20 protein-coding genes and 1 pseudogene are annotated in these 26,786 nt (G+C 65.1%); 17 read left to right on the plus strand and 4 right to left on the minus strand.

Features of this window, described 5'->3' with window-relative positions; translation table 11 throughout:
* Window positions 1–32 precede the first annotated feature (32 nt).
* From GQ464_RS06175 to GQ464_RS06225, 11 genes are all read left to right on the plus strand, one after another.
* Window positions 33–797 carry an MlaE family ABC transporter permease gene (locus GQ464_RS06175; RefSeq protein WP_166980226.1) on the plus strand — a complete coding sequence of 255 codons (765 nt, stop codon included), beginning with the start codon at window positions 33–35 and terminating at the stop codon, window positions 795–797.
* An 18-nt stretch (window positions 798–815) separates the two neighbouring features.
* Window positions 816–1,577: an ABC transporter ATP-binding protein gene (locus tag GQ464_RS06180; protein WP_166980224.1), complete on the plus strand. Its 762-nt coding sequence runs from the start codon at window positions 816–818 to the stop codon at window positions 1,575–1,577.
* Window positions 1,578–1,631: 54 nt separating this feature from the next.
* Window positions 1,632–2,564, plus strand: coding sequence for an MlaD family protein (locus tag GQ464_RS06185; protein ID WP_166980222.1), 933 nt, complete (start codon window positions 1,632–1,634; stop codon window positions 2,562–2,564).
* A gap of 54 nt (window positions 2,565–2,618) precedes the next feature.
* Window positions 2,619–3,173, plus strand: a complete 555-nt coding sequence (locus tag GQ464_RS06190) for an HDIG domain-containing metalloprotein (RefSeq protein ID WP_166980220.1) — start codon at window positions 2,619–2,621, stop codon at window positions 3,171–3,173.
* Between the two features lie 79 nt (window positions 3,174–3,252).
* Entirely contained in the window at window positions 3,253–4,446 is a 1,194-nt protein-coding gene (locus GQ464_RS06195) for a DUF445 domain-containing protein (protein WP_166980218.1), read from the plus strand.
* Between the two features lie 344 nt (window positions 4,447–4,790).
* Window positions 4,791–8,006 (plus strand): TonB-dependent receptor, encoded by a 3,216-nt coding sequence (locus tag GQ464_RS06200; RefSeq protein WP_166980216.1) that lies wholly within the window; start codon window positions 4,791–4,793, stop codon window positions 8,004–8,006.
* Window positions 8,007–8,012: 6 nt separating this feature from the next.
* Window positions 8,013–10,154, plus strand: a complete 2,142-nt coding sequence (locus GQ464_RS06205) for a fibronectin type III domain-containing protein (protein ID WP_166980214.1) — start codon at window positions 8,013–8,015, stop codon at window positions 10,152–10,154.
* A gap of 19 nt (window positions 10,155–10,173) precedes the next feature.
* A complete protein-coding gene (locus GQ464_RS06210) occupies window positions 10,174–11,247 on the plus strand; it encodes a PorV/PorQ family protein (protein ID WP_228350661.1) in 1,074 nt (357 codons plus the stop codon).
* 5 nt (window positions 11,248–11,252) lie between these two features.
* The gene (locus GQ464_RS06215; RefSeq protein WP_166980210.1) at window positions 11,253–12,446 is read left to right on the plus strand and encodes an IPT/TIG domain-containing protein; all 1,194 of its coding nucleotides are present in this window, start codon (window positions 11,253–11,255) and stop codon (window positions 12,444–12,446) included.
* Between the two features lie 66 nt (window positions 12,447–12,512).
* Complete coding sequence (locus GQ464_RS06220; RefSeq protein ID WP_166980208.1) at window positions 12,513–13,937, plus strand: T9SS type A sorting domain-containing protein; 1,425 nt, start codon at window positions 12,513–12,515, stop codon at window positions 13,935–13,937.
* 87 nt (window positions 13,938–14,024) lie between these two features.
* On the plus strand, window positions 14,025–15,896 hold the full coding sequence (locus GQ464_RS06225) for a glycoside hydrolase family 10-like protein (RefSeq protein ID WP_166980206.1): 1,872 nt from the start codon (window positions 14,025–14,027) through the stop codon (window positions 15,894–15,896).
* Window positions 15,897–15,959: 63 nt separating this feature from the next.
* On the opposite strand, the gene GQ464_RS06230 is transcribed toward GQ464_RS06225, so the two are convergent.
* Window positions 15,960–17,234 carry an MFS transporter gene (locus GQ464_RS06230; protein WP_166980205.1) on the minus strand — a complete coding sequence of 425 codons (1,275 nt, stop codon included), beginning with the start codon at window positions 17,232–17,234 and terminating at the stop codon, window positions 15,960–15,962.
* Window positions 17,235–17,282: 48 nt separating this feature from the next.
* Window positions 17,283–18,029 carry a sulfite exporter TauE/SafE family protein gene (locus GQ464_RS06235; protein WP_166980203.1) on the minus strand — a complete coding sequence of 249 codons (747 nt, stop codon included), beginning with the start codon at window positions 18,027–18,029 and terminating at the stop codon, window positions 17,283–17,285.
* A gap of 409 nt (window positions 18,030–18,438) precedes the next feature.
* Between GQ464_RS06235 and GQ464_RS06240 the strand changes: the two genes are divergently transcribed.
* Window positions 18,439–20,463, plus strand: a complete 2,025-nt coding sequence (locus tag GQ464_RS06240; RefSeq protein WP_228350662.1) for a bifunctional 3-deoxy-7-phosphoheptulonate synthase/chorismate mutase — start codon at window positions 18,439–18,441, stop codon at window positions 20,461–20,463.
* Window positions 20,464–20,473: 10 nt separating this feature from the next.
* Here the strand turns inward: GQ464_RS06240 and dusB are convergent, their stop codons facing one another.
* Window positions 20,474–21,562, minus strand: coding sequence for a tRNA dihydrouridine synthase DusB (dusB, locus tag GQ464_RS06245; protein ID WP_166980201.1), 1,089 nt, complete (start codon window positions 21,560–21,562; stop codon window positions 20,474–20,476).
* A 295-nt stretch (window positions 21,563–21,857) separates the two neighbouring features.
* Here dusB and GQ464_RS06250 point away from each other — a divergent pair, with 295 nt between their 5' ends.
* Window positions 21,858–22,133, plus strand: a complete 276-nt coding sequence (locus GQ464_RS06250) for a PLD nuclease N-terminal domain-containing protein (RefSeq protein ID WP_166980199.1) — start codon at window positions 21,858–21,860, stop codon at window positions 22,131–22,133.
* Window positions 22,134–22,385: 252 nt separating this feature from the next.
* Here the strand turns inward: GQ464_RS06250 and GQ464_RS06255 are convergent, their stop codons facing one another.
* Window positions 22,386–22,571 carry a PIN domain-containing protein gene (locus GQ464_RS06255; RefSeq protein ID WP_166980197.1) on the minus strand — a complete coding sequence of 62 codons (186 nt, stop codon included), beginning with the start codon at window positions 22,569–22,571 and terminating at the stop codon, window positions 22,386–22,388.
* 309 nt (window positions 22,572–22,880) lie between these two features.
* On the opposite strand from GQ464_RS06255, the gene GQ464_RS06260 reads away from it, so the two are divergent.
* The 4 genes and pseudogenes from GQ464_RS06260 to GQ464_RS06270 all read left to right on the plus strand — a co-directional run bounded on the left by GQ464_RS06260 (window position 22,881) and on the right by GQ464_RS06270 (window position 26,773).
* Window positions 22,881–24,119, plus strand: coding sequence for an alkaline phosphatase family protein (locus tag GQ464_RS06260; RefSeq protein WP_166980195.1), 1,239 nt, complete (start codon window positions 22,881–22,883; stop codon window positions 24,117–24,119).
* A gap of 10 nt (window positions 24,120–24,129) precedes the next feature.
* Window positions 24,130–25,134, plus strand: coding sequence for a universal stress protein (locus GQ464_RS06265; RefSeq protein ID WP_228350663.1), 1,005 nt, complete (start codon window positions 24,130–24,132; stop codon window positions 25,132–25,134).
* A gap of 113 nt (window positions 25,135–25,247) precedes the next feature.
* Window positions 25,248–25,319 (plus strand): annotated as a pseudogene (locus GQ464_RS19165) (hypothetical protein); the annotation flags it as partial.
* 98 nt (window positions 25,320–25,417) lie between these two features.
* Window positions 25,418–26,773, plus strand: coding sequence for a calcineurin-like phosphoesterase C-terminal domain-containing protein (locus GQ464_RS06270; protein ID WP_228350664.1), 1,356 nt, complete (start codon window positions 25,418–25,420; stop codon window positions 26,771–26,773).
* Window positions 26,774–26,786: the final 13 nt, after the last annotated feature.

The raw sequence follows: 26,786 nt of genomic DNA on the forward strand, positions 1-26,786 counted from the left end.
CCCCGATCACCCGCCAACCACCCGCCGCCCGCATGGCATCGCTTGCGACGTTTTTGCTCGAACCGGTCTCGGCGCTGGGCCGGTATGCCCTGCTCCTGTGGCACGCCTTCGGCTCGTTGCGCGAGTTCAGCATTTACCGCAAGAACCTCGCCGATCAGATGATACGGGTCGGGATCGACTCGATCCCGATCGTGGCGCTGGCGGCGGCCTTCTCGGGTGCGGTGACCACCGTGCAGACGGCCTACCAGCTCGTCTCGCCCTTCATTCCCCGCACCATCATCGGCTCGATCGTCGTCCCGTCGATGATTCTGGAGCTGGGTGCGGTGGTGACGGGTTTCATTCTGGCCGGGCGGGTGGGCGCCCGCATCGCGGCGGAACTGGGTACGATGCGCGTCACCGAGCAGATCGACGCGCTCGAAGCGATGGGCCTCAACTCCGTCGGCTACCTGATCGTCCCGCGCGTGCTGGCCGGTGTCATCATGTTCCCCGTGCTCTACGTAACGGCCTGCTTCGTGGGCATCACCGGCGGCCTGTTCGTCGGCTCCCTCAGCGGCTACGTCACGACGGGCGAGTTCATCGACGGAGCCCGCGAGTTCTTCCAGCCCTTCGATCCGATCTTCGGCACGATCAAGTCGCTGGTCTTCGGTTTTCTGATCACGTCGATCTCCTGCTACAAGGGCTACTTCACCGGCGGCGGAGCCGAGGGGGTCGGGCAAAGCACCACCGAAGCGGCCGTCACGAGCTGCGTCTACATCCTGCTGGCCGACCTCGTACTGGCCGCCACGCTGCTCTCCTGACCGTCCTTCCGCCCCGGCATGATCGAAGTCGACCACATATACAAGAGCTTCAACGGCAAATCCGTGCTCGAGGACGTCTCGCTGACGATCCACGACGGCGAGACGCTGGCGATCATCGGGCGCAGCGGCTCGGGCAAGAGCGTGCTGATGAAACACCTGATCGGCCTGCTCAAACCGGACCGCGGCCGCGTCCTGGTCGACGGCGTGGACATCGACGCGATCTCCTATGACGAGCTCCGGCAAATCCGTCGCCAGTTCGGGGTACTCTTCCAGGGTGGGGCCCTCTTCGACTCGATGAACGCCTTCGAGAACGTGGCCTTCCCGCTGCGTACCTTCACGAACATGAGCGAGTCCGAGATCCGTCGCGAGGTGCAGCAATGCCTGGAGATGGTCCAGCTTCCGGACGTCGGGTCGAAGATGCCGGCCGAGCTTTCCGGCGGGATGCGCAAGCGGGTGGCTCTGGCCCGCGCCGTGGCCCTGCGGCCCCGCTACGTGATTTACGATGAGCCGACGAGCGGCCTCGACCCGGAGACCTCGAACACCATCGACGAACTGATCAAGAGCCTCACCGACCAGTTGCACATGACCAACATCGTCGTCACGCACGACATGCATTCGGTGCTCTCGATTGCCGACCGGGCCGCTTTCATCTACCAGGGCCGGATGCACTGGGTCGGCACGGTCGAGGAGTTGCACGAGAGTGACGACGACGTGCTGCTGCGTTTCGTACGGGCCAACGAGTACCAGATCGGCCGTCCCTCGGCCCTGCGTACCGGTTGAGCCACCGTCGGGCGGATACGTCCCCCTCCCCCGTTCACCCTTACGCGGACATCAATGCGATACGCGAAAGAGCTCAAAGTCGGCCTGTCCATCCTGATCGCCGCGGTGATCTTCATCCTGGGCGTCCGTTTCTTCGAGGATCTGCCGCTGTTCCGGGGCACGATGAGCCTGGAGACGGCCTTCGAGAACGCCGGCGGCCTCATCGCCGGCAACACCGTACGGATCAACGGGGTCGTCGTCGGTTCGGTGGATGAGGTCCGGCTCGACCCGGCTTCGAACCGGGTCCGCGTGCGCTTCCACGTCGACAGCGGCATCAAGGTGCCCGAGGGCTCACGCACCCGGATCTCCGGCTTCGACGCCCTGAACGTCGTCCGGCTGGACCTGCTGCTCGGCCCGCCCGGGAACCCGCCCATCCCGGAGGGCGGCTTCGTCCCGAGCGAGACCGGCACGGACCTGCTCGGCACGCTGACCGACCGCGCCCCGGCCCTCGTCGACCGCGTCGACAGCGTCCTCGTGGGCCTCGATGCCACGCTCACCGGCACACGCGCCCTGCTCAACGATCCCGGAAGCGACCTCCGGCAGACGCTGGCCGCCCTGCGCACCAGCCTCGGCACCCTGAACGCCTTCCTCCGCTCCGAGCAGGGCCGGATGCGCCGGGTCCTCGAGAACACCGAGGCCCTCACGGCCGGCCTCAACGACGTCGTCGCCGAACAGGGCGACTCCCTCGGCGTCGTCGTGCACAACCTCAACGGCGTGCTCGCCCGGCTCGACCGCAACCTGGCCGCCTTCGAGTCCACCACGGCCGCCCTCGACGAGGTCATCGCCCGCCTCAACCGGGGGGAGGGCACCCTGGGCCGCCTCCTGGCCGACGATACCCTCTACTTCAAGCTCGACGCCACCCTCACCAACCTGAACAACCTGGTGACGGAGTTCCAGGCGCACCCGCGTAAATACCTGCGCGAGTTAAAGCTGATCGATATCTTCTGAGTCCCGCCGCTACCCGTACACGAAAACACCCCCGAGGTCAAACGCGACGTGCCGATGCCCTCCTACGACGACGCGCTGACGCTTTTCCACGAATGGACGCAGGGGGAGAGCCTGCGGCGCCATGCCTATGCCGTGGAGGCGGCCATGGGCCACTACGCACGCCTCTTTGGCGAGGACGAGACGCTCTGGCGCATCACCGGGCTGCTGCACGACATGGACTACGAGCGGCACCCGACGCCCGAGGAACACCCGTATGTGGGCACGCGGGTGCTGCGCGCGGCGGGCTACCCGGACGAGGTGATCGAGGCCATCCTGGGACACGCCGAGTACACCGGCACCCCGCGCACGACGCGCCTGGCCAAAACCCTCTTTGCCGTGGACGAGCTGGCCGGCTTCATCACGGCGGTGGCCTACGTCCGCCCGACCGGGCTGGCGGACCTGACGCCGAAATCGGTCAAGAAGAAACTCAAGGACAAGGCCTTCGCCGCCGCGGTCAGCCGGGAGGACATCCGCCGGGGCGCCGAGGAACTGGGCCTCGACCTGGACACCCACATCGCCAACGTCATCGCCGGGATGCAGGCCGACGCCGAACGGCTCGGCTTCGGGTGAGCCCCCCGGCGGAACGCAGGCCGTCGTGCGCTCGTCCGTAGACACGACGTTCCCCGCACGACGTGCAGCACGCCATCGTATGCCCCAGGAGCCTTCATCCCCGCCCCCCGTCCCGGAGCCGGACACCCCGGAACCGGCGGTGCCCGCCGCCTCGGTTCCCGAAGCCCGGGAGATCACCCGGGCGCGGGCACGGGATCTGCGGGACCTCCTGGCCCGGTACGTCCGCCGCCACCTGCCTCCGAGGCCCCCCGCCCACCCCCGCATCGAGGAACCACCCCGGCTCGTGGGCACCCACGCCCGGCTGCTGCCCTTCCTTCGCCTCGTCCCCCTTCTGCTCGCCCTGCTCTTCGGCTTCTCGTTCGTCTGGGACTTCCCCGGCATGACGGCCACCGCCTTCGGCCGCACGCTGGCCCTCGACGGCCTCCTGCGCATCCTCTCGGTGAGCGGCCTCATCGGCTTCGCCACCAACTGGCTGGCCATCACGATGCTGTTCCACCCGCGCCGCAAGCGCCCGGTCTTCGGGCAGGGGCTCATCCCGGCGCAGCGTGAGCGCATCGTCTACCGGCTCGCCCGGGCCGTCTCCGAAGAGCTGATCAACGAGGAGATCATCAAGCAGAAGATCGAGGAGCACGAGATCATCCCGAAATACCGCGAGATGGCCCTCCGGGTGACGCGCGGCGTGATCGAGGACCCCGGCTTCCGGACCGAGCTGAAGGCGCTCACGGCCGACTACGTGGAGCGCGTGCTCGCCTCCGAGGCCGTGCGGCGGCGTCTCAATGAACTCATCGTGCAGAAGATCGAGGAACACGCCGGGGACGGCCTGGGCGGCCTGGCGCTCAAAGCCTACCGGTTCCTGAACGAAGAAGACTTCAAACGCCGCATCGACCGGGCCATCCACAACCTGCCGGCCTCCCTGGATGCCGTCCTCGATGAGTTCGACCACCTGCTCGACCGCGTCCCCGTCCTGATCGAGGCCCGGGCCGAAGACATCGAAGCCTGGGCCACCCGCCTCGTGCTCGGCTTCGTCGAAAACCTGGACGTCCACACGATGATCATGAGCAACATGATGCAGTACGACGAGCGCCGGCTCGAGGACCTGCTCAAAAAGACGACCAACGAGCAACTCAACTACATTAAATACCTGGGCGGGGTGCTGGGCTTTTTCGGCGGGCTCGTCATCTGGGAACCGCTGCTGGCCCTGGCCGCCTTCGGCGCACTTGGCCTCCTGCTCTGGACCGTCGACGCCGCCCTCTTCCGCCTGACCGGGCGGTGAACGCCTCCGGAGACATCTCGAAAGCGGTCCCGGCATTTTGGAAACGTTCCCAAAACAGAAAGGAAGCGCTTCCAAAATCGCGCAACCCTCCCCCTGGGACGGATACCGTTTTATATTTTTTACGCATCACTGCCCCGCCGAGGCGACCCTGCATGCCCCCTGAGGTGCACCCCTCCCCACAGGGGGCCTGCTCACCTGGAACTACCTGCCTGCCGCGCCGGGTGGGGCACCGGATCAAAGCTTGGAAGCAAGTATCCGGCCCGAGTGCCTGACCGGGCCCTTCGCCCGGCCATTCCGGTGGATAAAGGCCTTACCGGGCCGGCTAACCGTCTTCCTGGATACGCATGATGATGTCGATACGTCTCCCTGAACAGAGAAGCCGCTTCATACGTCCGCGTCCGTTGCTGCATCCTTTGCCCGCGGTGCTCCTCAAGGTACTCAGCCGGTGCTTCTCCGCTCTGGTTCTGCTCCTGCTGCCCTTGACCGTCCACGCGCAATCGGGCAAGATTGCAGGGCGCGTGACGGATGCACGCACCGGCGAACCTCTTCCGGGGGTCAACATCGTCATCGAAGGCACGGTCACCGGCACGACCACAAACGTCGACGGCTACTATACCTTACTCAACGTGCCCCCCGGGACTTACCGCCTGCGCGCATCCTTCGTGGGTTTCACACCGCAGGTCGTCGAGGAGGTACGTGTCAACATCGACCTGACGACGACCGTTAACTTCGCTCTGCGGGAGGAAATAGTGCAGGGGGAAGAGATCGTCGTCACCGCCGAGCGACCGGTGGTGCAACCCGACCTTTCGGCCAGCATGGCGACCGTGGAGTCGGAAACCATCGAACGGCTACCCGTGGCAAGCATCAGCGGGGTCGTCGGGCTACAAGCCGGTATCCAGGGACTTTCGATTCGCGGAAGCGGTAGCGACGAACTGGCTTTCAACCTCAACGGCCTCACCCTGCGTGACGAACGCAACAATGCCCCCTACACGTCGCTCAGCCTGGCCGCCGTGCAGGAGGTGCAGGTGCAAACGGGCGGCTTCAATGCCGAGTACGGCAATGTGCGATCCGGCGTCATCAACGTGATCACCAAAGAGGGACACGCGAACCGCTATGAAGCCGACCTGATCCTGCGCTACAGCCCTCCGGCTCAAAAGCACTTCGGCCCGCCAGCCAACGACCCCGATTCTTACTGGATCCGGCCCTATCTCGACCCGGAAGTAGCCTGGACCGGCACCAAGAACGGAGCCTGGGACCGCGCAACCCAGGCGCAGTATCCCGAGTTCGACGGCTGGATCGCCGAGTCCGAAAAACGCCTCAACGACGACGATCCATCGAACGACATGTCGCCCCAGGCACTGCAGGAAGCCTTCCGGTGGCAGTTCAGGAAAAAGATGGAGATCGTCAAACCGGACTACGTGGTCGACCTCGGAGTAGGCGGTCCCCTGCCGATCCTCTCTCGCCCGCTCGGCAATGCACGTTTTTACGCCTCGTACCGGGAAGACCGGGAGATGTACCTGATCCCGCTCTCGCGCGACAGCTTCCGGGACCGGAGCGGCCACATCAAACTGACCAGCGACCTGGCGCCGGGCATCAAGCTGAGCGTGGAAGCGCTCATGGGCAAAACGACGGGCACAGTCAGCAATTTCTCGGGCCTACCCGGCATTTTCCGGTCTCCGTCCAGCATCGCCTCGGCGATGAGCCAGGTCAGCTTTATCGACACACGAATCTTCGCAAGCGATTACTGGGCTCCGACTTCTATTCGGCGCAACATGCAGGGGCTCAAGCTGACCCACGCCCTCGACGAGGCCAGTTTCTATGAGGTACGCTTTACACGCTTTGCCTCGGCCTATGACACCCGGCCCGGCCGCCCCCGGGACAACACCCCGGTCGTCTTCTTCGGAGGCGTCGGCTTCGACGAGGCTCCCTTCGGCTTTGAAGATGAACCCACCAATGCCGTAACCGGCATGCGAACAGGCGTCGGTATGAGCACAGCCCGCGACACGAGCCGGGTCGTCGTCTGGAACCTGAAGGGAGATTACACCCGGCAGGTCAACCGCTTCCTGCAACTCAAATCGGGAATCGAACTGAACCTGACGGAGAGCAAGGTACGCTACGGCCGCTTCGATGCCTTTTTACCCAGTTCCAACGTGATCTCCCGCTGGGATCGCAAGCCCTTCCGCGGATCGGCCTACATACAGGGCAAACTGGAATTCCAGGGCATGATTGCCAACGCAGGATTGCGTCTGGATGCGTTCCGGGCTGGAGGCGATTGGTACGATCTGCACGAAAATCCCTTCTCGATCGGGTTCCGCTCCGTAGTCGCCCTAGACACCGCGCTGACGCGCATACCAACCCGGACCATCACCGCCCTGAGCCCGCGCCTGGGCGTCTCCTTCCCGGTCACCTCCTTCAGTAAGCTGTTCTTCAACTACGGGCACTTCCGCTCCCTGCCCGACCCCAACAACCTGTTCCTCGTCGAATACTTTCCTCAGACGGGGCAAATCAGCGAGCTGGCCAATCCGAACATGCCTCTGCCGAAGACCATTGCCTATGAGATCGGCTATGAGCATGCGCTACTCGACCAGTTCCTCATTCGCATGGCCGGCTACTACAAGGACGTTTCACTGCTTCCGCGCACCGTCAACTACATCAGCCGGGATGGCCAGGTCGACTATTTTGCACGCGAACCGCTTGCCTACCAGGACATTCGAGGCTTCGAACTGACCTTCGCACGCAACCGGGGACGATGGATCCAGGGCTTCATCAACTACACCTATATGGTGTTCTCGAGCGGATACTTTGGCTTCCGCCAGGTTAATCAGAATCCGACCGTACAACGCCAGTTTGAAGAAAGCGACGCCGAACGACGCAATGCCTCGTTCCGTCCGGTACCCCAGCCGTATGGGCGCATCAACTTGGATATTCTCTTTCCCGACGAGTTCGGTCCAGGCCTGGGGTCGCTGCGGCCCTTGGGCGGCCTGCGTATGAGCTTCATCGGACGCTGGCAACGCGGCAGCGCGCTCACCTGGACGGGCGGAGGGTCCGTACCCGGTGTGGTCAATAACCTGCGTTTCCGGGACTCTTATGCCCTGGATCTACGCATCACCAAGGCCTTTGAGGTGGCCGGAGCACGTGCTCAGCTCTTCATCGACGTGTTCAACGTGCTGAACCGCAAAGAGCTTTCCTTCAGCGGCATGGTCGATGGCAACGATTTCCTTGCCTACATGCGCTCGCTGCACCTGCCTCCGTCGGACGCTTATGACAATATCCCCGGTAACGACAGACCGGGAGACTACCGCGACTACGACGTCCCCTTTGTCCCCATCGACCCGATCACGACCCGGGAACAGGTCGGCACCCCTGAAGCGGGTCGTATCTACTATGAGCGCAACACGGCCCAGTACCTGGAATACGTCGACGGAAACTGGCAACCCGTACCCGAAGACCGGATGAACCGCATTCTCAAGGAAAAAGCCTATATCGACATGCCCAACATGCAGTTTCTGACATTTCTGAACCCCCGAGACATCTACTTTGGCCTCAGGCTTAGTCTTTAAATCCCCATGAGACGATTCATCCTCCGTCACGGTACGTTACTGCTTCTGTTGTGGCTCCTGGGTGCCACTCCGGCGCACAGCCAGTTCGATAAGAAATGGCTCTCGGCCGGATCCCTGCACAACTGGTTTTCATCCGTCGGATCCGAGGTCGAGTCCCAGGGCTTTGTGGGCACCCAGCAAGACGGTATGCGCTGGCCCGGTATCTACCGGTTTACGGACATGCAGGCGGCCAAAGGTCTCTGGATCGGCGCACGCAACGTATCCGATGGTGCCGGCACGCGATACGACGTGCGCGTCGTTCATGCCGGTCCCCGTGTCACCGGCGCCAACGAGTTCTTTCCCGTGCACTTCGAGCTCGTGACTCGTTTCCCGTTGACCGAGGTGTACGTGGACGGCTTTCTCTCTGAAGGCCTTGCTCCGATGGCTGTAGACCGCGTCGACCCCGACCTGGAGGCCGATGCGATCCTGATCAACGAAGTCAACACGCTGCTGGGACTTACCATGCGGCGGCGCGTGTTACAGTTCAGCCAAGAATACCACGACAACTACCATATCTACGAATACACGTTTACCAACACGGGCAACACCGACGGCGACGAAGAAATCGAATTGCCGGACCAGACCCTGGAGGACGTGTTCGTTTTCTGGCAATGGCGCTGGTCGGTCGCCAAAGAAACACGCTACATCATCGGCAACGCTTCGGGCTGGGGCATTAACACCATGATCGACAGCTGGGGAGACGGGGTGGACGACGTCATGCCGGACGGCGGGCCCGTGCTGCGAGCACAATACGCCTGGCATGGATACTGGCCGGACAAGGCCGTGGCCTACAACAATATCGGCGGCCCCATTTTGCCAGAAGCCTTGCCTGACCCCGGCGGTCAGATCGCATCGACGGACACACTGGGACGCCTGGGAGCCTCCCAATTCGTGGGGGTAGCTACGCTTTTTGCGGAATCCGAACCGGGAAGCAATACCGACGATCCCGGGCAACCGTCCGTCGTGGCCTGGCTCGGTTCAGACGACACCTACCAGTCGAACAACGATGCCTTTAACCCGATCAAGATGGAACAGGAATACACCATCATGTCGGGCCAGGGAGGTCTCCAAAGCGGAGGCTTCAGCGGCAAGTCGCATGCCTACATCGTAGCCCCGGGCGGTCTGTCGGAGTGGTCGGCAACCCATGCTGCGCCGAATCTGGGAACGTCGGGGGGATTCTCGGCAGCCTATGGTTTTGGTCCTTATACCCTGGCACCCGGGGAGAGCTTCCGCATCGTCCTGGTCGAGGCCGCAGCGGGCCTGAGCCGGGAAGCCAACGTGGCCATCGGCCGTGCCTATAAGGCGCTTGGAGCCAACGATGACGCCCTCATCGAGTACAAAGGGCATCAGATGACCAAAAACGCCTGGGTCTTCACCGGGCGCGACTCGCTCGTGCAAACGTTCCGGCGTGCCGAAGCAAACTTTGCCACCGGCTATGCGGCTCCTCGCCCGCCGGCTCCGCCCTCCACGTTCCTGGTCGAATCGGGGGGAGACCGTATCGCCCTGCGCTGGGAATACCCGGCCGGGGAACCCCTGCCGGATCACTTCGAAATCTACCGGGCCTCCGGACGCTTCGACAGCACCTATACCCTGATTGCCCGGGTACCGGGTACCGAAACCCGATATGACGACGTGAGCGATGACGACGGCGAACCGATCCGCGGTCTCGACTACTACTACTACCTGGTAGCCGTGCGCGAAGATGCCAGCGACGGACGCGCCGGCACCCCCCCCGGTGCCTTGCGGAGCAGCCGATATTTTACCCAGACCTATACGCCGGCCCGGCTCAAACGCCCGCCGGGGGAAAGCCTGGCCGACATCGTCATCGTACCCAATCCCTTCAATATCGGCGCCTCGCCCGACGTGCGCTGGCCCGACCAGACGGATAAGCTCGGCTTTCTCAACATCCCGGGTCGCTGCCGCATCGACATCTACACCGAGATCGGGGAACTCGTCGACACCATCCTCCATGAGGACGGCAGCGGCGATGCCTACTGGGATCATACCACAGCCTCACGTCAGGTCGTAGCCAGCGGTCTCTACATCGCGGTTATCACGAACCTGGAAACGGGCGAGCGCGCCTTCGAAAAGTTCATCATCATCCGTTAGCAACCGGAGCGGAAGCACCATGAATCCTTTCTCTTCTCGGCGACAACATCCCCACGGGCTTGGGAGCGTAGTCGGGTTTCTGCTCGCGTTGCTTCTCCCCTTTTCGGAACCAGCCCATGCCCAGGAAAACCTTCAAAAGCTGGCCCAGACGGGCATGAAGTTTCTCAGCGTTTCGGTGGACCCCCGGGCGGCCGCGCTGGGCGATGCCGTCACCGCCATGGAAGGCGACGTGACCTCGCTCTACTATAACCCCTCGGGCATGGCTCTGCAGCAACATGCCCTCACGTTCATGGCGGCCCAGGTCACCTGGATCGCTGATATCCGCTACAACAACCTCGGCTTTTCCCTCCGCCCCTTCGGTGGACGGCTGGGAGTCTTCGGGTTCACCCTGACCGCCGTCGACTACGGCCATATCAAAACCACGGTGCGTGCCAATAACGAGCAGGGTTTCGAACGCCTGCCCGACATCCGCCCAACGGCCCTAGCCCTGGGAATAGGGTACGCACGTGCACTTACCGACCGGTTTGCCATCGGAGGGCACATCAAATGGGTGCACCAGGATCTCGGCAACAGTGTCACACAACGCACCGGCAATGGCTACCTCCTGCAGGAAAATACCCTGGGCGTCCTGGCATTCGACTTCGGCATGCGGTATCAGACCGGCTTTCGCAGCCTCACCTTCGCCGTGGCCGCCCGCAATTTCGCCGAAGAGGTGGTCTATGAAGAAGAAAGCTTCCAGTTACCGCTGGCGCTGCGTCTCGGCCTTGCCATGAACGTGCTGGATCTCACAAACACGCCTTCCAGCACCCACACCCTGCTCCTCACCATAGACGCCGAAACCCCGCGCGATTATGACGAGCTCATCAAAGTGGGGGCAGAATACACTTTCCTGAACGCATTGTCCCTGCGGGCAGGATACATGTTCCCCACCGACGAACAGGGCATCAACTTGGGGCTGGGGATCCGCCAGCAGGTCGGGGGACTGCTGCTCGGGCTGGACTATGCCTACACCGACTTCGGCGTCTTTAACGAATCTGCCAGCCTCTACGGTCTCTCGGGTGTTCACCGTGTGGCCATGCGCCTTTCCCTCTGAAAGCCATGTTGCGTTCTTTCCCGATGCGTCTCGTACTGCTTGTTTACGGGCTTCCCCTACTGGCACTCTCCGGCTGCGACTTCGGGCCGGCCGAGAGCCTCTATGACCCCGACCGCCAACTGGACCCCGACCCCGTCGTACACAGCCTCCTGCCCCCCGAACGGGCACTGGCCGGGGTCGACGAGATCACCATCATCGGGGAACACTTTGCCGCCGAGACCGACCGGAACGTCGTGTTCGTAGGTGAACAACGTGCCCAGATCCTGGCGGCCTCGCCCGAACAGATCGTCATCAAAGCTCCCCAGCTCCCCTTCACACCCACGTTGTCCCGCCCGCGAGCCACCTACGACCTGCGCGTGGCCGTAATCGGCGCCGAGAACTTCAGTACGCCCCTCCCCTACACGCTGGAAGCCGTCTCCGTAGACTTTGCCGACCTGAAAGACTTCGAAAATGCCTACGGCATGACCTCCGATCCCGAAGGCAACCTGTACGTCTCCCTCTTCGTGAACAACGTCTCGGATGGAATCAAAAAAATAGCCCCGGACGGCACGCGGTCCGACTACATCACCACGCCCTTCAAATGGGATGACCTTGCCCTGGATGACACCGGGCAACTCTATGCCGTCCGCAGTGTCCGTGCCGTCTTCCGCTTTCCAGCGGGAGGAGGAACCCAGGAAACTTGGGCTGTGATTGATGACCGGACCGTCCGCCTGACCGCCCTGACACTCGACGAATACGGATACGTATGGACCGGCGGCCCCAATCCGAACCTGTACCGGATTGCACCAACCGGCACCGTCGAGGCCATTCCCTTCGAGGCCACCATATCCGACCTGGTCTATCATGACGGATGGCTTTACATAGCAGCCATAACCGAAGGACACAGTGTCCTCTACCGCATGGAAGTCAACCAGGCACAATGGGGCGAACCACAGTTGTTTTTTGCCTTCGAGGACACCTTCAGCGCACGCGCCCATGCCCTGGCCATCACGGCAGACGGCGCGCTCCTGGTCGGATCCAATGCACCGGATCCGCTCGTGCTGATTTCGCCTGAAGGGCAGGCCGCCCCCCTTTTCCCTGGCGTCGTGCCCCCGGTGCTGGGCGCACTCGCCTGGGCCCAAGGTACGAGCATCTACGCCCGCCTGGACGCCGCCAACACCGAAATCCTGTTGATCAACACCCTGCACGAACGTCCCTGATCTCTAACCCCGGATGCCTTCGCATCACATAGATCGTCCCCCTAAACCATCCAGAGGTGTGTTACCATGCAAAGAACCCTGCTACCACTTATCGGCCTGATCCTCCTGTTGCCGGCCCACGTTTTCGGGCAGTGGCGGTTCGAAGGCGTCTTCCCCCCTGATCCGGACTTGCAATTCAGCTCGACCCACGGTGTCGCCGTCGATCCGGACGGTAAGATCTGGATTCAGCCCTTCGGTGCCACCGACAGCGTGCAGGTCCCCTTCTTCCAAGCCGACGATCCGGAAGGCCGTGACGGATACCGTGACGTGCAAGTCATCTATGTATTCAACCCGGACGGCACACCGGCCGACTTCTCCCCCGTAAAATTTCTCGACTTTCCGGGAGGAGAACGTGACACGCTGGGAGGATTCCTCGGTGTGGATTCCAACGGAAACAAAGCCTGGCAGAACCGCACCGGGCGCGGGTTGACGACCGACGCCGACGGCAACGTCATCGCCTCTCAGTTCACCATGCTCTACAAGATAGATTACACCAATGGAGCCGGCCTCGCCAAGGTGAACACCAACACCGTGCTGGATCCACGAGGCATCACGGAGGCAGCCGTTGACGAAAACAACAACGTCTACGTTTCAGGCGTCTTTCCTGGCGACCCGATCGCCATCTACGACAGCGACCTCAACTACCTGGGGAACGCCATTGACGTCACGCACGGCTTCTCGCGCGGCTTCGAGGTCTCACCCGACGGCAACCGGATCTTCTGGGCTGGCTATACCAACAACGCCGTGATCGAATACGCTCGTCCGGACGAGTTCTCCCCGTATGATTCCATCGGTGTCGTCATCCCCGGGGTCGATGCCGAATCCATGCGCCGCGATCCGCTCACGGGCTACCTGTGGGTGGCGGCCGGCTCGCCCAACGACCCCCCCAACGACTACGAGGGCTTCAATACCCGCTGGCTCCCCCAGACGTGGTATTCCTTCGATATCAACGACCTGACGCCGAACACGGTACCGACTCCGCAGGGAAGCATCACCTGGTCGAACGACGAAACCATCTACGCAGGCTTCGTCGACGGCCGGCCGCGCGGCCTGGCGTTTTCTCCAGACGGTAATATGGCGTACGTAGCCCAGTTCAGCCAGATCGCACCGTCGGTACAGGTCTTCTCGCGGGCCGATGGCGTGTCACTGGGTGAACCGACCCGGCTGGAACAACTCGATGACGTCCCGTCGACCTTCTCCCTGTCGCCGAACTTTCCGAATCCCTTCCGGGACAGGACGCGCATCACCTTCTCGCTCGAACAACCCGCACACGTCCGGTTGAAAATCTATGACCTGCTGGGCCGTGAAAAGGCGGTGCTGGTGGATCGTCTCCTCGGAAGCGGAACGTACGAAGAGGTGCTCGACGCCACAAACTGGCATAGCGGCACCTATCTGTACGTGCTCGAAGCCAACGAACAACGTCGTTATGGAACCATGATCCTGATCCGCTGAGATGCTCTTCCACGTTGTTCATCCAGGTTTTTCAGGGCATCCGGGTACCCGGATGCCCTGAAAAACCTTATCCGAACCCGATACCCGATGGCCCGTTATCTGCTCCCCTTCACCTGCTTCCTGGCCGGCCTGCTGCTTCAGTCCATCCCCGCGCCGGGACAAACCCTTTCGACGGAGCACTCCCACACCGTCTATCCCAAAGAAGAATTCAGGGGTACCTGGATCGCCACGGTCCATAACCTCGACTGGCCCCGGAGCACCTCCCCCACGGCGCAGCAGAGCGAGCTTATCGCCCTGCTGGACGAACTGAAGACAGCAGGCATCAATGCCGTCTTCTTTCAGGTGCGTTCCGCCGCCGATGCGTTCTATGCCTCCTCCTACGAACCCTGGTCGGCCTGGCTCACCGGCGAACAGGGCCGCCCCCCCGAACCCTTCTACGATCCCCTGGCCTTCGCCATCGAAGAAGCCCACAAACGGGGCATGGAACTGCATGCCTGGATCAACCCCTTCCGCGCCGTGACCGGCGACACGCCCCTCGCCCCGAACCACATTGCGGTCACGCACCCGGAATGGCTCCTGAGCTTCGACGGCGGTAACCTGAAAATCCTCAACCCCGGCATCCCCGACGTCCGCTCCTACATTGCCGACGTGATCATGGACATCGTCACGCGCTACGACGTCGACGGCATCCATTATGACGACTATTTCTACCCTTATCCCCCCAACGAGATCACGACGGAAGACCAGGACACCTACGCCACGTACGGCACCGGCTTTACGAGCATCGCCACCTGGCGCCGGTACAACATCAACATGTTCGTCCGGACCGTGCACGAACGCCTCACGGCCTTCGAACAGGAAACCGGACGGATCATCAAACACGGCGTGAGCCCCTTCGGCATCTGGCGCAGCGGCGTTCCGGCCGGCATCGTGGGCCTTTCAGCCTACGACGTGATTTATGCGGATGCCCCGAACTGGCTCGCACAGGGTTGGATCGACTACCTCGTCCCCCAGCTCTACTGGCCTTTCGGAGGCGGGCAGGACTATGCCAAACTGGCCCCCTGGTGGGCCTCGCAGATGAACGGGCGCCACCTCTACACCGGCCACGGCCTCTACCGCAGCGACCCCAACACGTACGCCGGCACCCTCTTTTCCCCCGGCGAAATCCCCGCCCAGGTGCGCTTCAACCGCGCCCGGGACGACATCCACGGCAGCGTGTTCTTCCGGGCCCGCAACCTCACCACCTATCCCTCCCAGGGCTTCTCCGACTCGCTCAAAACGGACCTCTTCGCCGTACCGGCCCTCACGCCGATGATGACGTGGAAAGACCTGATCCCCCCGCCGGCCCCCGTCGCCTTCTCCTATACCTGGCTCGATGACGAGACGATAGCGCTCTCGTGGTCGCTGCCGGAAGTCAACGAAACCAACACGGAAGCGCGGCGATTCGCCGTCTACCGCGTCCAGGCCGACAGCCCGCCGGACCCGGAAACCGTCCTGGCCGACAGCCGCAACCTGCTGGGTGTGACGGGCACCCTCTCCTGGCACGACCGCCCGCCCGCATCCCCTGTCCCCTACCACTACTACGTCACCGCCGTGAGCGCCAACTCCGTGGAAAGCACGGCCACCGCACCGGTCAGCGTCTTCGGCCGGGCGGTGGCCGTAGAACCGGACGTTCCGCCCCTCACCCTGCACCTTCAGGCAAACTACCCCAACCCCTTCCGAGAGGCGACGACGATCAGGTTCGGCCTCCGGGCCTCCGCCCACGTCACGCTCACGGTCTACAACGTGCTGGGCCAGGAGGTGCGGCGCCTCGTCGACGCCGTGCTGGCACCGGGCACCCACGAGGTACGATGGGACGGACGGAGCCGTGCCGGTGACCCCCTGCCCAGCGGCACCTATTTCCTCCTCCTCTCCGACGGGCGACAACGCCAAAGCCTCGCCGCCACGCGGGTGCGATAGGCACGACGTGCCCGGGGCCGCCTCTCCCGGGCACGTCGCATAGGCCGGACGCGGGAGACCGGCTCAGGTGGAACCGGCTTCCCGCCGGGCACCGGGTCGCGCCGGCAGGTACCGGAGGGCGACCGTGCCGGAGAGGGCGGTCAGCACCGCCACGAACGCGATGGCGACGCGGTAGCCGAGCAGGTCGGCCAGCACCCCGGCCAGCAGGCCACCGGCGACGTAGCCGAGGTCCCGCCAGAGCCGGTAGATCCCCACGCCGCCGGCACGGTCGCGGGGCGCCACGAGGTCGCTCACCTGGGCGATCAACGTCGGGTAGACCGCCGCCGTGCCGAGCCCGAGGATCACCGCCGCCGTGGCCCACCCGTAAAAGCCCGTCGCCCACGCAAAGAGCCCGAGCCCCAGGGCCTGCAGCATCATGCCCGAGACGATGAGCAGGCGCCGCCCGGTGCGGTCGGAGAGTGCCCCCGTGCCCACCTGGGCGATCCCCCATACGGCCGGATAGAGCGCCGCCAGCCAGCCGATCTCGCGGAAAGACAGCCCTTCGAGGGCGAAAAAGAGCGGGAAGAGACCCCAGGCAAGCCCGTCGTTGAGGTTGTTGACGAAGCCGGCCTGGTTCGTGGCGAAAAGGGACCGGTGCCTCCAGCTCGCATACCACAGCCTCGCCCGGAAGCCCGAAGGCAGCTCCTCCGGCCCGCCTCCCGCCGCCGGGGCGACCATCGCGTGCTCGAGTTCGACGTGCGCCCCGGTGTCGCGCACGAAGAACAGGGTGAACCCCAGCCCGAGCAGCGCCGCCGCCCCGCCGATCCACACGGGACCGCTGCGGGGCCCGTAGGCCGCAGCCAGGTAGCCGGCCCCCAGCGCGGCGAGGGCAACCGCCAGGTAACCGGCGAACTCGTTGAGGCCCATGGCGAGACCACGCTGCCGGGGTCCCACCAGGTCGATCTTCATGATCACGGTGGCGGACCAGGCGAGCCCCTGGTTCACCCCCAGCAGCAGATTCGCGGCGACCACCCAGTTCCAGGAGGGCGCCCATCCGAGCAGGAGCGGAACGGGCAGGGCAAAAAGCCAGCCGATGAGCAGAAGGCGGCGGCGGCCGACACGCTGTGCCAGGTCGCCCGCCACGTAGTTGGCAACGGCCTTCGTCAGCCCGAAGGCGATCAGGAACGAGAGGGCCGCCGTCGCCGAAGCCACCCCGAACACCGTCTCGGCCAGCAGCGAAAGCACCGAGCGCTCCACCCCCACCATGACGCCGACGAAACCGTTCACCAGCAGCAGGAGCACGAACTGTTGCCAGTTCTCCCGCAGTCCCAGCCGAATGCCTGTCCCGGTCTCGCGCATGCCGTAGCCTCTCACCGTTCACCCTGTTTGACGAAACACCCCTCCGCATCAGATCACCCCCAGGAGCCTGGCGGCCATGAGCAGAAGGGCCAGGATCATCACTAGGCGGATCACCCCCTCGCCACGCCGCACGGCCAGGCGGGCAGCCCACCAGGAACCGAGTGCATTGCCCGCGGACAGGCTCACCCCCAGCACCCAGTCCACGTTGCCGTTCCACGCAAAGACGGCCAGGGCGGGCAGCGTGTAGAGCAGCACCACCGTCACCTTGTGCAGGTTCACATAGACCAGGTTCATCCGCAGCAGATGATAGAACGCCGCCATGAGCAGGAAGCCGACGCCCACCTGGATGAACCCGCCGTAGAAACCGATGCCCAGCAGCGCCGGGTAGATCCACCACGACGACGTCCCCTCGGTCGTGGTGGAGGCATCCTCGTGCCGGGGCAACAGCATCGAGACGACGACGCCCACCATGACGAGCCCCAGGATGCGTTGAAACCAGGCATCGCTGATACGCACGGCCGCCACGGCACCGGCCACCGCACCGGGCAACGTCCACAGGCCGAACGCCAGGCTCCGGCGCAGGCGGCTCACCTTCTCCCGGCGAAAAGCGGCGGCGGCAAAAAGGCTTCCGGTGAGAATGGCGACGCGGTTCGTACCGTTGGCCGTGGCCCCGTCAAGTCCCAGAAAAATCAGGGCGGGCAGCGTGAAGGCCGACCCTCCGCCCGCCATCACGTTGAGCACGCCGGCCAGCAATCCGACCCCGAAAAGCAGCGCGGCGGTGAATGGCTCGGACATGGACGACGGCAACAGCGTGCAGGAGTGGACGGACGGAGCGGCGGGTCATCGTAGACACCGGCGGCTCGTTCGGGCCCCGAATTTAGCACTTTAAATTTTCCCCTTCACACCGCCGGCGACAAAATCGGGGTTGACGGAAACGCGCCGGCATCGTACCTTGGGCCGCGTGAAACAGCCTTCGCTCCATACCGCTCCCTCCGCTCCGCTGAGCGAAGCCGGTGCCGAGACGCGCCGGTTCTCCTTCTATTTTTACTTTTACTTCGGCTATCGCGGAAGCGGCACCGGCGGACCGGGAGCGGCCACAGGCTGAGACGCATACCCGAAGTGAACACGAACCCGTCGGTGCCGCATCGACGGGTTTTTTTGTTTCCCACCCGTCCCGGCAGCCCGGCGCCAGCCCGAAGCAACCATGCACGAGGACCTGCAGACCTACCGCCATCAACTCGACGAGGTCGATCGTCGCCTGCTCGAAGCCCTGGCGGCCCGCCAGGCCATCATCGACGAGATTGCCGCCCTGAAGGCCATGAGCCGGGGCGAGCTTCGCGACTTTCAGCGGGAGGAGGAAATCCTCACCCGCATGAGCGACCAGGCCCGTAAGGCCGGGCTGAACGACTACTTCGTCCGCTCGCTCTTTCACCAGATCCTCGACTATTCCGTCCGGTACCAGATCGATCACCTGGCCGGTCACGACCATCCGGAGCGGGTGGTGGTCGCCTACCAGGGCTCGGAGGGCGCCTACGGCCATCTGGCCGCGCTGCATCACTTCAGCGCGCGCCCGGTGAAGCCGGTCTGCCACGGCTACCCGACCCTGCGCGAGGCCGCCCGGGCCGTCGAGGCCGGCGACGCCGGCTATGCCGTGCTGCCGGTCGAGAACACGACCGCCGGTTCGATCAACGAGACCTACGACCTGCTGGCACAGACGTCGCTGCACCTCGTCGCCGAAGAGGTGCTGAAAGTGGAGCATTGCCTGGCGGCCATCGAGCCCGTCCCGCTCCGCCTCATCCGCCGTATCTCGGCCGATCCCCAGGACATCGCCCAGTGCAGCACCTTCCTGGCCACGCTCAGCGACTGCCACGTCGAGAGCTGCCCGGACACCGCCCGGGCCGCCCGGCAGGTGCGCGACGAGAAAGACCTCTCCCATGCCGCCATCACGACCGAGGAAGTGGCCCGCCGCTACGGCCTGCACGTGCTCAAAAGGCACATCGCCAACCAGAAGGAGGTCTACACCCGCTTCTTCATCGTCGCCGGGGCACCGGTCGCCTACGACACGCGGATTCCCTGCAAGACGTCGCTCGTCTTCGCCACGGCGCACGAGAAGGGCGCCCTGTTGCGCTGCCTGAACGTGCTGGCCGAACACGGCCTCAACCTGACCAAGCTGGAGTCGCGGCCCCGCACGAACACCCCGTGGGAATACCTGTTCTACGTTGACTTCGAGGGCAACGTCGCCGAGGCGCAGGTGGAGGCGGCGCTCCGGGTGCTGGAAGCCGAAACGCCCTACCTGAAGGTGCTGGGCTCCTACCCGATCCGGGCCGTCCCGCAACAGCACCTCCCGCCGCGTGCTCTCCCGAACGGACGGCCGGCGAAGCCGGTGCCGCCCCCTGCTCCGAAGCCGGCCCCCCGCACGGTCGTGCACGAAAAGAAGCCGTACCGGCTCGCCTCACGGGCCCACCGGCCGCATGACACCCTGATCCAGGTGGGACCGGTCACCATCGGCGGCGACGTGCCGGTGCTGATCGCCGGCCCCTGCAGTGTCGAGTCGAAGGAGCAGATCATGGCGTGCGCCGAGGCGGTCCACACCCTAGGCGGGCACATCCTGCGGGGCGGCTGCTTCAAGCCTCGCACCTCGCCGTATGCCTTCCAGGGGCTGGGCTACGAGGGACTGGCCCTGCTGGCCGAGGCCGGACGCGCCTACGGGCTGCCCGTCGTCACCGAGGTGCTGCATCCGGCCGACGTCGCCGCCGTGGCCCGCGAGGCCGACATCCTGCAGATCGGCGCACGCAACATGCAGAACTTTGCGCTGCTCAAAGAGGTCGGGCAGGCCGGGCGTCCCGTCCTGCTCAAGCGCGGCATGATGGCTTCGATCGACGAATGGCTCTCCGCCGCGGAGTACATCCTGGCCCACGGCAACCCGAATGTCATCCTCTGCGAGCGGGGCATCCGCACCTTCGAGACGGCCACCCGCAACACGCTCGACCTCTCGGCCGTGCCCGTCGTCCGCGAACGCACGCACCTGCCGGTGATCGTCGACCCCTCGCACGCCTGCGGCACGTGGCGCTGGGTGGTGCCGATGGCCCGGGCCGCGCTGGCCGCCGGTGCCCACGGCGTGATGGTGGAGATCCACCCGGAGCCAGAGCGGGCCCTCAGCGACGGCCCCCAGTCCCTGACGTTCGAGACGTTCCGCGAACTGGCCGCGACCTTCTACCAGACCACCTGACGCCCGGCCCTCATGCCTCCGTCGTGGCGGGGCGCAGGTCGTGGGCGGGCTTCGGGAGCTTCGCCAGCAGGGCCGCGGACAGCCGGGCGGCCTTCGCCGGTCGCGACGGGACCGCCACCTGCACGTCCGGCTCGTGCTCGCGGACGTTCATCAGCTTCTCGATGATGCGCTCGCGCGAAGTCTCGTCGATGATGAGCTGGCGCACCTTGCTCGCGCCCCGGAAACCTTTGAAGTAGCCGCCGTACATGCGCCGCATCTCCAGCACGCCCTTGCGCTCGCCGAGCCACTCGCACTTGAGCGTCAGGTGCTCGCAGACGACGGCCAGGCGCTCCTCCCACGAGGGCGGGGGCGGCACCTCCCCCGTGGCCATGTAGCGCTTGGCGTCACGGAAGATCCAGGGGTTGCCGATGGCGCCGCGCCCGATCATGACGGCATCCACGCCGGTCTCGTCGAACATCGCCTTGATCTTCTCCGGCGTGGTAGCATCACCGTTGCCGATGAGCGGGATGCGCAGGCCGCTCTCCTCCTTGATCCGGCGCAGCCACTCCCAGCGGGCCTGTCCCCTGTACATCTGCGCCCGCGTGCGGGCGTGGACCGCCAGCGCCTGCACGCCACAGTCCTCCAGCATCCGGGCCACCTCCAGGATGCGGATCGACTGGTCGTTCCAGCCCAGGCGCGTCTTGACCGTCACCGGCCGTGTGGCACCTTCGATGACGGCTTCCGTGATGGCCCGCATCTTGGGCAGGTTGCGCAGGATGCCGGCCCCGCCATCCTTGCAGACCACCTTCTTGACCGGGCAACCGAAGTTGATGTCGATCACGTCCGGCCCGGCCGCATCGACGATCTTCGTCGCCTCGCGCACCTGCGCGACGTCCCCGCCGAAGATCTGGATACCGACGGGGCGCTCCTCGTCGTAGATGTCGAGCTTCTGGTAGGAGCCCTCGGCGTCGTGGACGAGCCCGCCCGACGAGATGAACTCGGTGTAGAGCATGTCCGCCCCGTACCGCTTGCACAGGATGCGGAACGGCGGGTCGCTCACGTCCTCCATGGGCGCGAGAAACAGCGGGCGGTCGCCGAAGTCGATGGTGCCGATCTTCATGCCGGAAACGGTTCGGGTTGCGGGTTAAAGAGGATTGCGGATTTCAGGCCCGGGCCTTCCGGCCGTTCCCATGCGATGGTCCCGGCAGCAGCCGGCGTGAAGGGGGAACGCGTCCACGAATACGTGCCGAAGAGACGATCCCCGGCCCCTGAAAATCGCGATTCCAACGAGACGGCCGAAACGGCTGTTCCTCTCCCCTTCCCTATCACGCCCGACCCGGCCCCAACTTTTTTGTGAACTTGCGTATACGGTGCCGTAACTTGACCGTGCACCGTTTCAACGATCCGGAGGGACCATGCACACGAAAACACCCGTGTTCCTGCCGGCCCTGCTGCTGGGCCTCTCGACCGTCTTGCTGGCCGGCTGCGGCGGCCCGAACCTGCTCGAACGCATCAACAACCCGTGGGGCTACGGCCTCTGCAGCCTGATCATCCTGGTGCTGGACATCATCGCGTTGCTCGAAGTGGCCGGCAGCGACCGCAGCTTCGGCGACAAGGTGCTCTGGGGCTTGCTGATCTTCTTCTTCCCCGTCGGCGGGCTGATCCTCTATTACCTCTTCGGCCGAAAATAGTCCTGCCAACCGCCTCCCGAAGCCGGGTCTCCACGGCGAGGCCCGGCTTTTTCTTCTTCTCCTGCGTCCCGCCCTATCCAGAAAACGGATCGATCACCTGCAACCCATCGATCGACTGAAAATCCCGGCGATTTCGCGTAATCAGCGATGCGCCCTACACCAGCGCCGTAGCAGCAATCACGGCATCCGGCAAACGAATACGGTGCCGGCGACGTACATCGATCGTTCGCTCAACCACCGGCCCTTGAAGGGCTACGACAGCAGCCTGCTCGCCTGCCTTAGTTGCGTCTCAGCCTGTGGGTAACCCATGACTTCAATGCGCGTTATCACGGAGATCAATGCCCCTTCCGTGATCCAGCGCTCTACCTTGCCAAGTACGACCGGAGGCAAGGCATCGTTGAGGTGATAGATGAGGATATTGCTGTCGAAGAGGTGCATGGGCAACGTAGGCGAATCGTTCGTTCCCTACAGCGTACGTTCCCACTCTGAACGCATCTGCTCCAGTTCCGCGTCCAGTTCTTCCAGACTCTTGCCGCCTCCACAGGCTCCTCGGGTTGCTTCAAGCACCCGGTGCACCTCTTCTCGATTACGAGCACGACCGGCCCGATCCACGATACCCCGCGCCGGCCGCACCGCTCTTTCTTTCCCGAAACCACGATCTCTTAAACACCGTCGCCTTTCCTGCATCCCCGCGGCCGCCTATCTTGAGGGCTCGCTCTAGCCGAACCTACCGTTTCCGCTTCGTCCATGCGTCGCCTTGCCTTGCTGCCGGCTCTCCTGTTCACCGGCCTGCTGCTTACCGGTTGCCGTGCCGAACGGCCTCAGCCGCCGGCGCTGCTGCTCATCTCGCTCGACGGCTTCCGGTACGACTACCTGGAGCGCTACGACGCCCCGACGCTCCGGCGGCTGGCCCGGGAGGGCGTCCATGCCGCCGACGGGATGCAGGTCGCCTTTCCGACCAAGACGTTTCCCAACCATTACACCACCGTCACCGGCCTCTATCCGGAGCACCACGGCATCGTGGCCAACAACATGTACGACCCGGCGATGGATGCCTGGTTCAGCCTGAGCAACCGCGAGGCGGTGGAGGATGCCCGCTGGTGGGGCGGCGAACCCCTCTGGGTGACGGCCGAGAAACAGGGCCTCCGCAGCGCCACGTATTTCTGGCCCGGCTCCGAAGCGGCGATCCGGGGGGTGCGCCCCACCTACTGGAAACGCTACGACAGCCGCGTTCCCGGCCCCGAACGCGTCGACACGGTGCTGGCCTGGCTGGACCTCCCCGCCGGTCGCCGCCCTGCCTTTATCACCCTCTATTTCAGCGACGTGGACGGGGCCGGCCACCGCTACGGCCCCGACGCCCCCGAGACGGCCGAGGCCGTCGCCCGGGTGGACGGCTACCTGGCCCGCCTGGTCGCCGGGCTCGAAGCACGGGACCTCTACGACCGTGTCAACCTGATCGTCCTCTCGGACCACGGCATGACGGCCACCGGCCCCGAACGCGTCATCGCCCTCGACGACTACATCGACCCGGACGACCTGACGATCGTCGATCGTGACCCGGTGCTCATGGCCCGGCCGAAAGCGGGACGGTTCGAGGCCGTCTATGCCGCCCTCAAAGATGCCCACCCGCACCTGCACGTCTACCGCCGCGAGGAGACGCCCGCACGGTGGCACTTCCGCGCGCACCCCCGCATCCCGGACCTGATCGCCGTGGCCGACGAGGGCTGGCGCATCGTCACCGAACGCGCCCGGGCCGAGGCCGACCCGGACCGCCTCCGCGGCGGCTCGCACGGCTACGACAACGCCCTGCCGTCGATGCACGCCCTCTTCGTGGCCCACGGGCCCGCTTTCCGGCAGGGCCTCACCGTGGCCCCGTTCGAGAACGTGCACCTCTACGCCCTGATGGCCCACGTGCTCGGCCTCCGGCCCGCCCCGAACGACGGCACACTGGACGCCGTCCGCCACCTGCTGCGCGACACCGGCTGACGATGGTTGCATGCCTGCTGCCGAATTCGCAACTTCCGGGCACACGTTTCCTCCCACCCAGCCCGGCACACCGGTCATGCTCAACATCCGCAAGATCCTCTTCCCGACCGACTTCTCCGAGACTTCGGCGCAGGCCCTCGCCTATGCGCTCCGGCTGGCGCACGAGTACGACGCGGAGCTGCACCTGCTGCACGTGGAGGTGCTCTATGAAGAAGACCCGCACAACCCGACCCATCGCCTGCCGGACCGGGAGGCCATCCTGGCGCGGCTTCGCACCCTGATCGACGATCACGACGCTGCCGAACACCTCCCCGACGGGGCGGTCGAGGACCTCACGATCCGCCACGTACACCGCCGCAACGTCTCGGCCGCCCCGGCCATCGTCGAGTATGCGGCCGAGGAAGGGATCAACCTGATCGTCCTCGGCACGCACGGGCGGCGCGGGTTGCGGCGGCTGCTGCTCGGCAGCGTGGCCGAGGAGGTGGTGCGCACGGCCCCCTGTCCGGTCTTCACCGTACGCCGGCACAAAGAAGACCGGAAGCCGGAGCCGGTCCGGCACATCCTCGTGCCCGTCGACTTCTCCGAGCATGCCCGCGAAGCCCTCACCGTCGCCCGCGAACTCGCAGCCCGCTACGGCGCCGCCCTCCAGCTGCTGCACGTACTCGAAGAGGTCCTCCATCCGGCCTTCTACAACTTCGGCGCCACCTCCATCAAAGACCTCCAGCCGGACATCGAGGAGAAGGCCACCGAGGCCCTGATGAAGTTTTTCCGGGAAACGGCGGGCGCCGATGCCGAGGTGACGTACCACGTCATCGAAGGCCATGCCGGTCGCGACATCGCAACGTTCGCCGAGGAGCACGACAGCGACCTGATCGTCATCTCGACGCACGGCCTCGGCGGGCTGGAGCACCTGCTCATGGGCAGCGTCACCGAGAAGGTGATCCGGCGCGCCCCCTGTCCGGTGCTCGTGCTGAAGGCCTTCCAGCGCTCGATCGTCGCCTCCGGGGAAGGCTGACAAAAGGAGCGCCCGGCAACCCTTAACGACCGGTTTAAGCACGAAACCGGCGGATGCCGGATCTTGCCGGTCGCCCTGCCGCTTTCCTCTCGACCCGCACCCTCGACCCTGTCATGCCGGACTCCGACCCGCTCCCCCTTTCGTCGCCGCTGAGCCGCCGGCGCTTCCTGAAGACCACCGCCCTGGCCGGGGCGGCGCTGTTCCTCCCGGCCCCGCTGCGGGCGGACCCGTACCGCCCCTGGCCGGCCGTGCCCTCCGGGCCGCCGGTGCGAGTCCGGGGSSGGTGGCCGCCCGCGGGCGCGGCCTCGCCGGCGTGGCCGTCACCGACGGGCGCACGGTCGTCGCCACGGGCGCAGACGGCACCTTCACCCTGGTGGCCGACGGCCACCGGCCGTTCGTCTACTGCTCCGTCCCCGCCGGCTACCGCATCCCGCAAAACCCCACCGGCACGGCGCGCTTCTACGCCCCCCTGCGCCCGGACGCACGCGGCGAGATGACCGCGCACTTCGACCTCGAACCCCTCGACGTGCCGGACGAGCACCACGCCTTCCTCGTCCTGGCCGACCCGCAGACCCAGGACGCCTACGAGATGGCCCGCCTCCACGACGAGACCGTCCCCGACGTGCGAAACACCGTCGCCGCCCTGGGAGACGTACCCTGTTTCGGCGTGGCCTGCGGGGACATCATGTTCGACAACCTCGACCTCTATCCGGACTACGAACGGGCCGTCGCCGCCATGGGCGTGCCCTTCTTCCAGGTCGTCGGCAACCACGACCTCGACTTCGAGGTACCGACCGACGAAGCCTCCACGCAGACCTTTCGCCGCCACTTCGGCCCCACCTATTATTCGTTCGACCGGGGCGAGGTGCACTACGTGGTGCTGGACGACGTCTTCTGGCACAGCGCCGGCTACTTCGGCTACCTCGACGCCGTCCAGCTCGGCTGGCTCGAACAGGACCTCGCCCGTGTGGAGCCGGGACGGACCGTCGTCGTCTTCGTCCACATCCCGGCCCTCTCGACCCGCTTCCGGCGCAACGGGGAAAGCCGCCCCTCCCTTGCCGGATCGATCACCAACCGCGAATACCTCTACCGCCTGCTCGAACCCTTCGAGGCCCACATCGTCTCGGGCCACACGCACGAGCACGAGCACGTCTTCGAGGGCGGCGTCCACGAACACGTCTGCGGCACCACCTGCGGGGCCTGGTGGAGCGGCGATCTCTGTTATGACGGCACCCCGAACGGCTATGCCGTCTTCGAGGCCCGAGGCGGCACGCTGCGCTGGCGCTACAAGGCCACCGGCCACGACCCGGCCCACCGGCTGCGCGTCTACGCCCGGGGGGCGGACCCGAAGGCCCCCGACGAGATCGTCGCCAACGTATGGGACTGGGACCCGGCCTGGACGGTCGTCTGGTACGAGAACGGCCAGCGCAGGGGCCTCATGGCACGACGCACCGGCACCGACCCGCGTTCCGAACGGCTCCACCGGGGACCGGACCGGCCCGAGCGCCGGCCATGGGTCGACCCCGTCCCCACCGACCACCTGTTCTACGCTCCCGCCGCGCCGGAGGCCGTGGACGTCCGCGTGGAAGCAACCGACCGGTGGGGGCGCACGTACACGGCCACACCCGAGGCCGCCTGACGCCTCCTCCCCA

Source organism: Rhodocaloribacter litoris (assembly GCF_011682235.2).
Classification (GTDB): Bacteria; Bacteroidota; Rhodothermia; order Rhodothermales; family ISCAR-4553; genus Rhodocaloribacter; species Rhodocaloribacter litoris.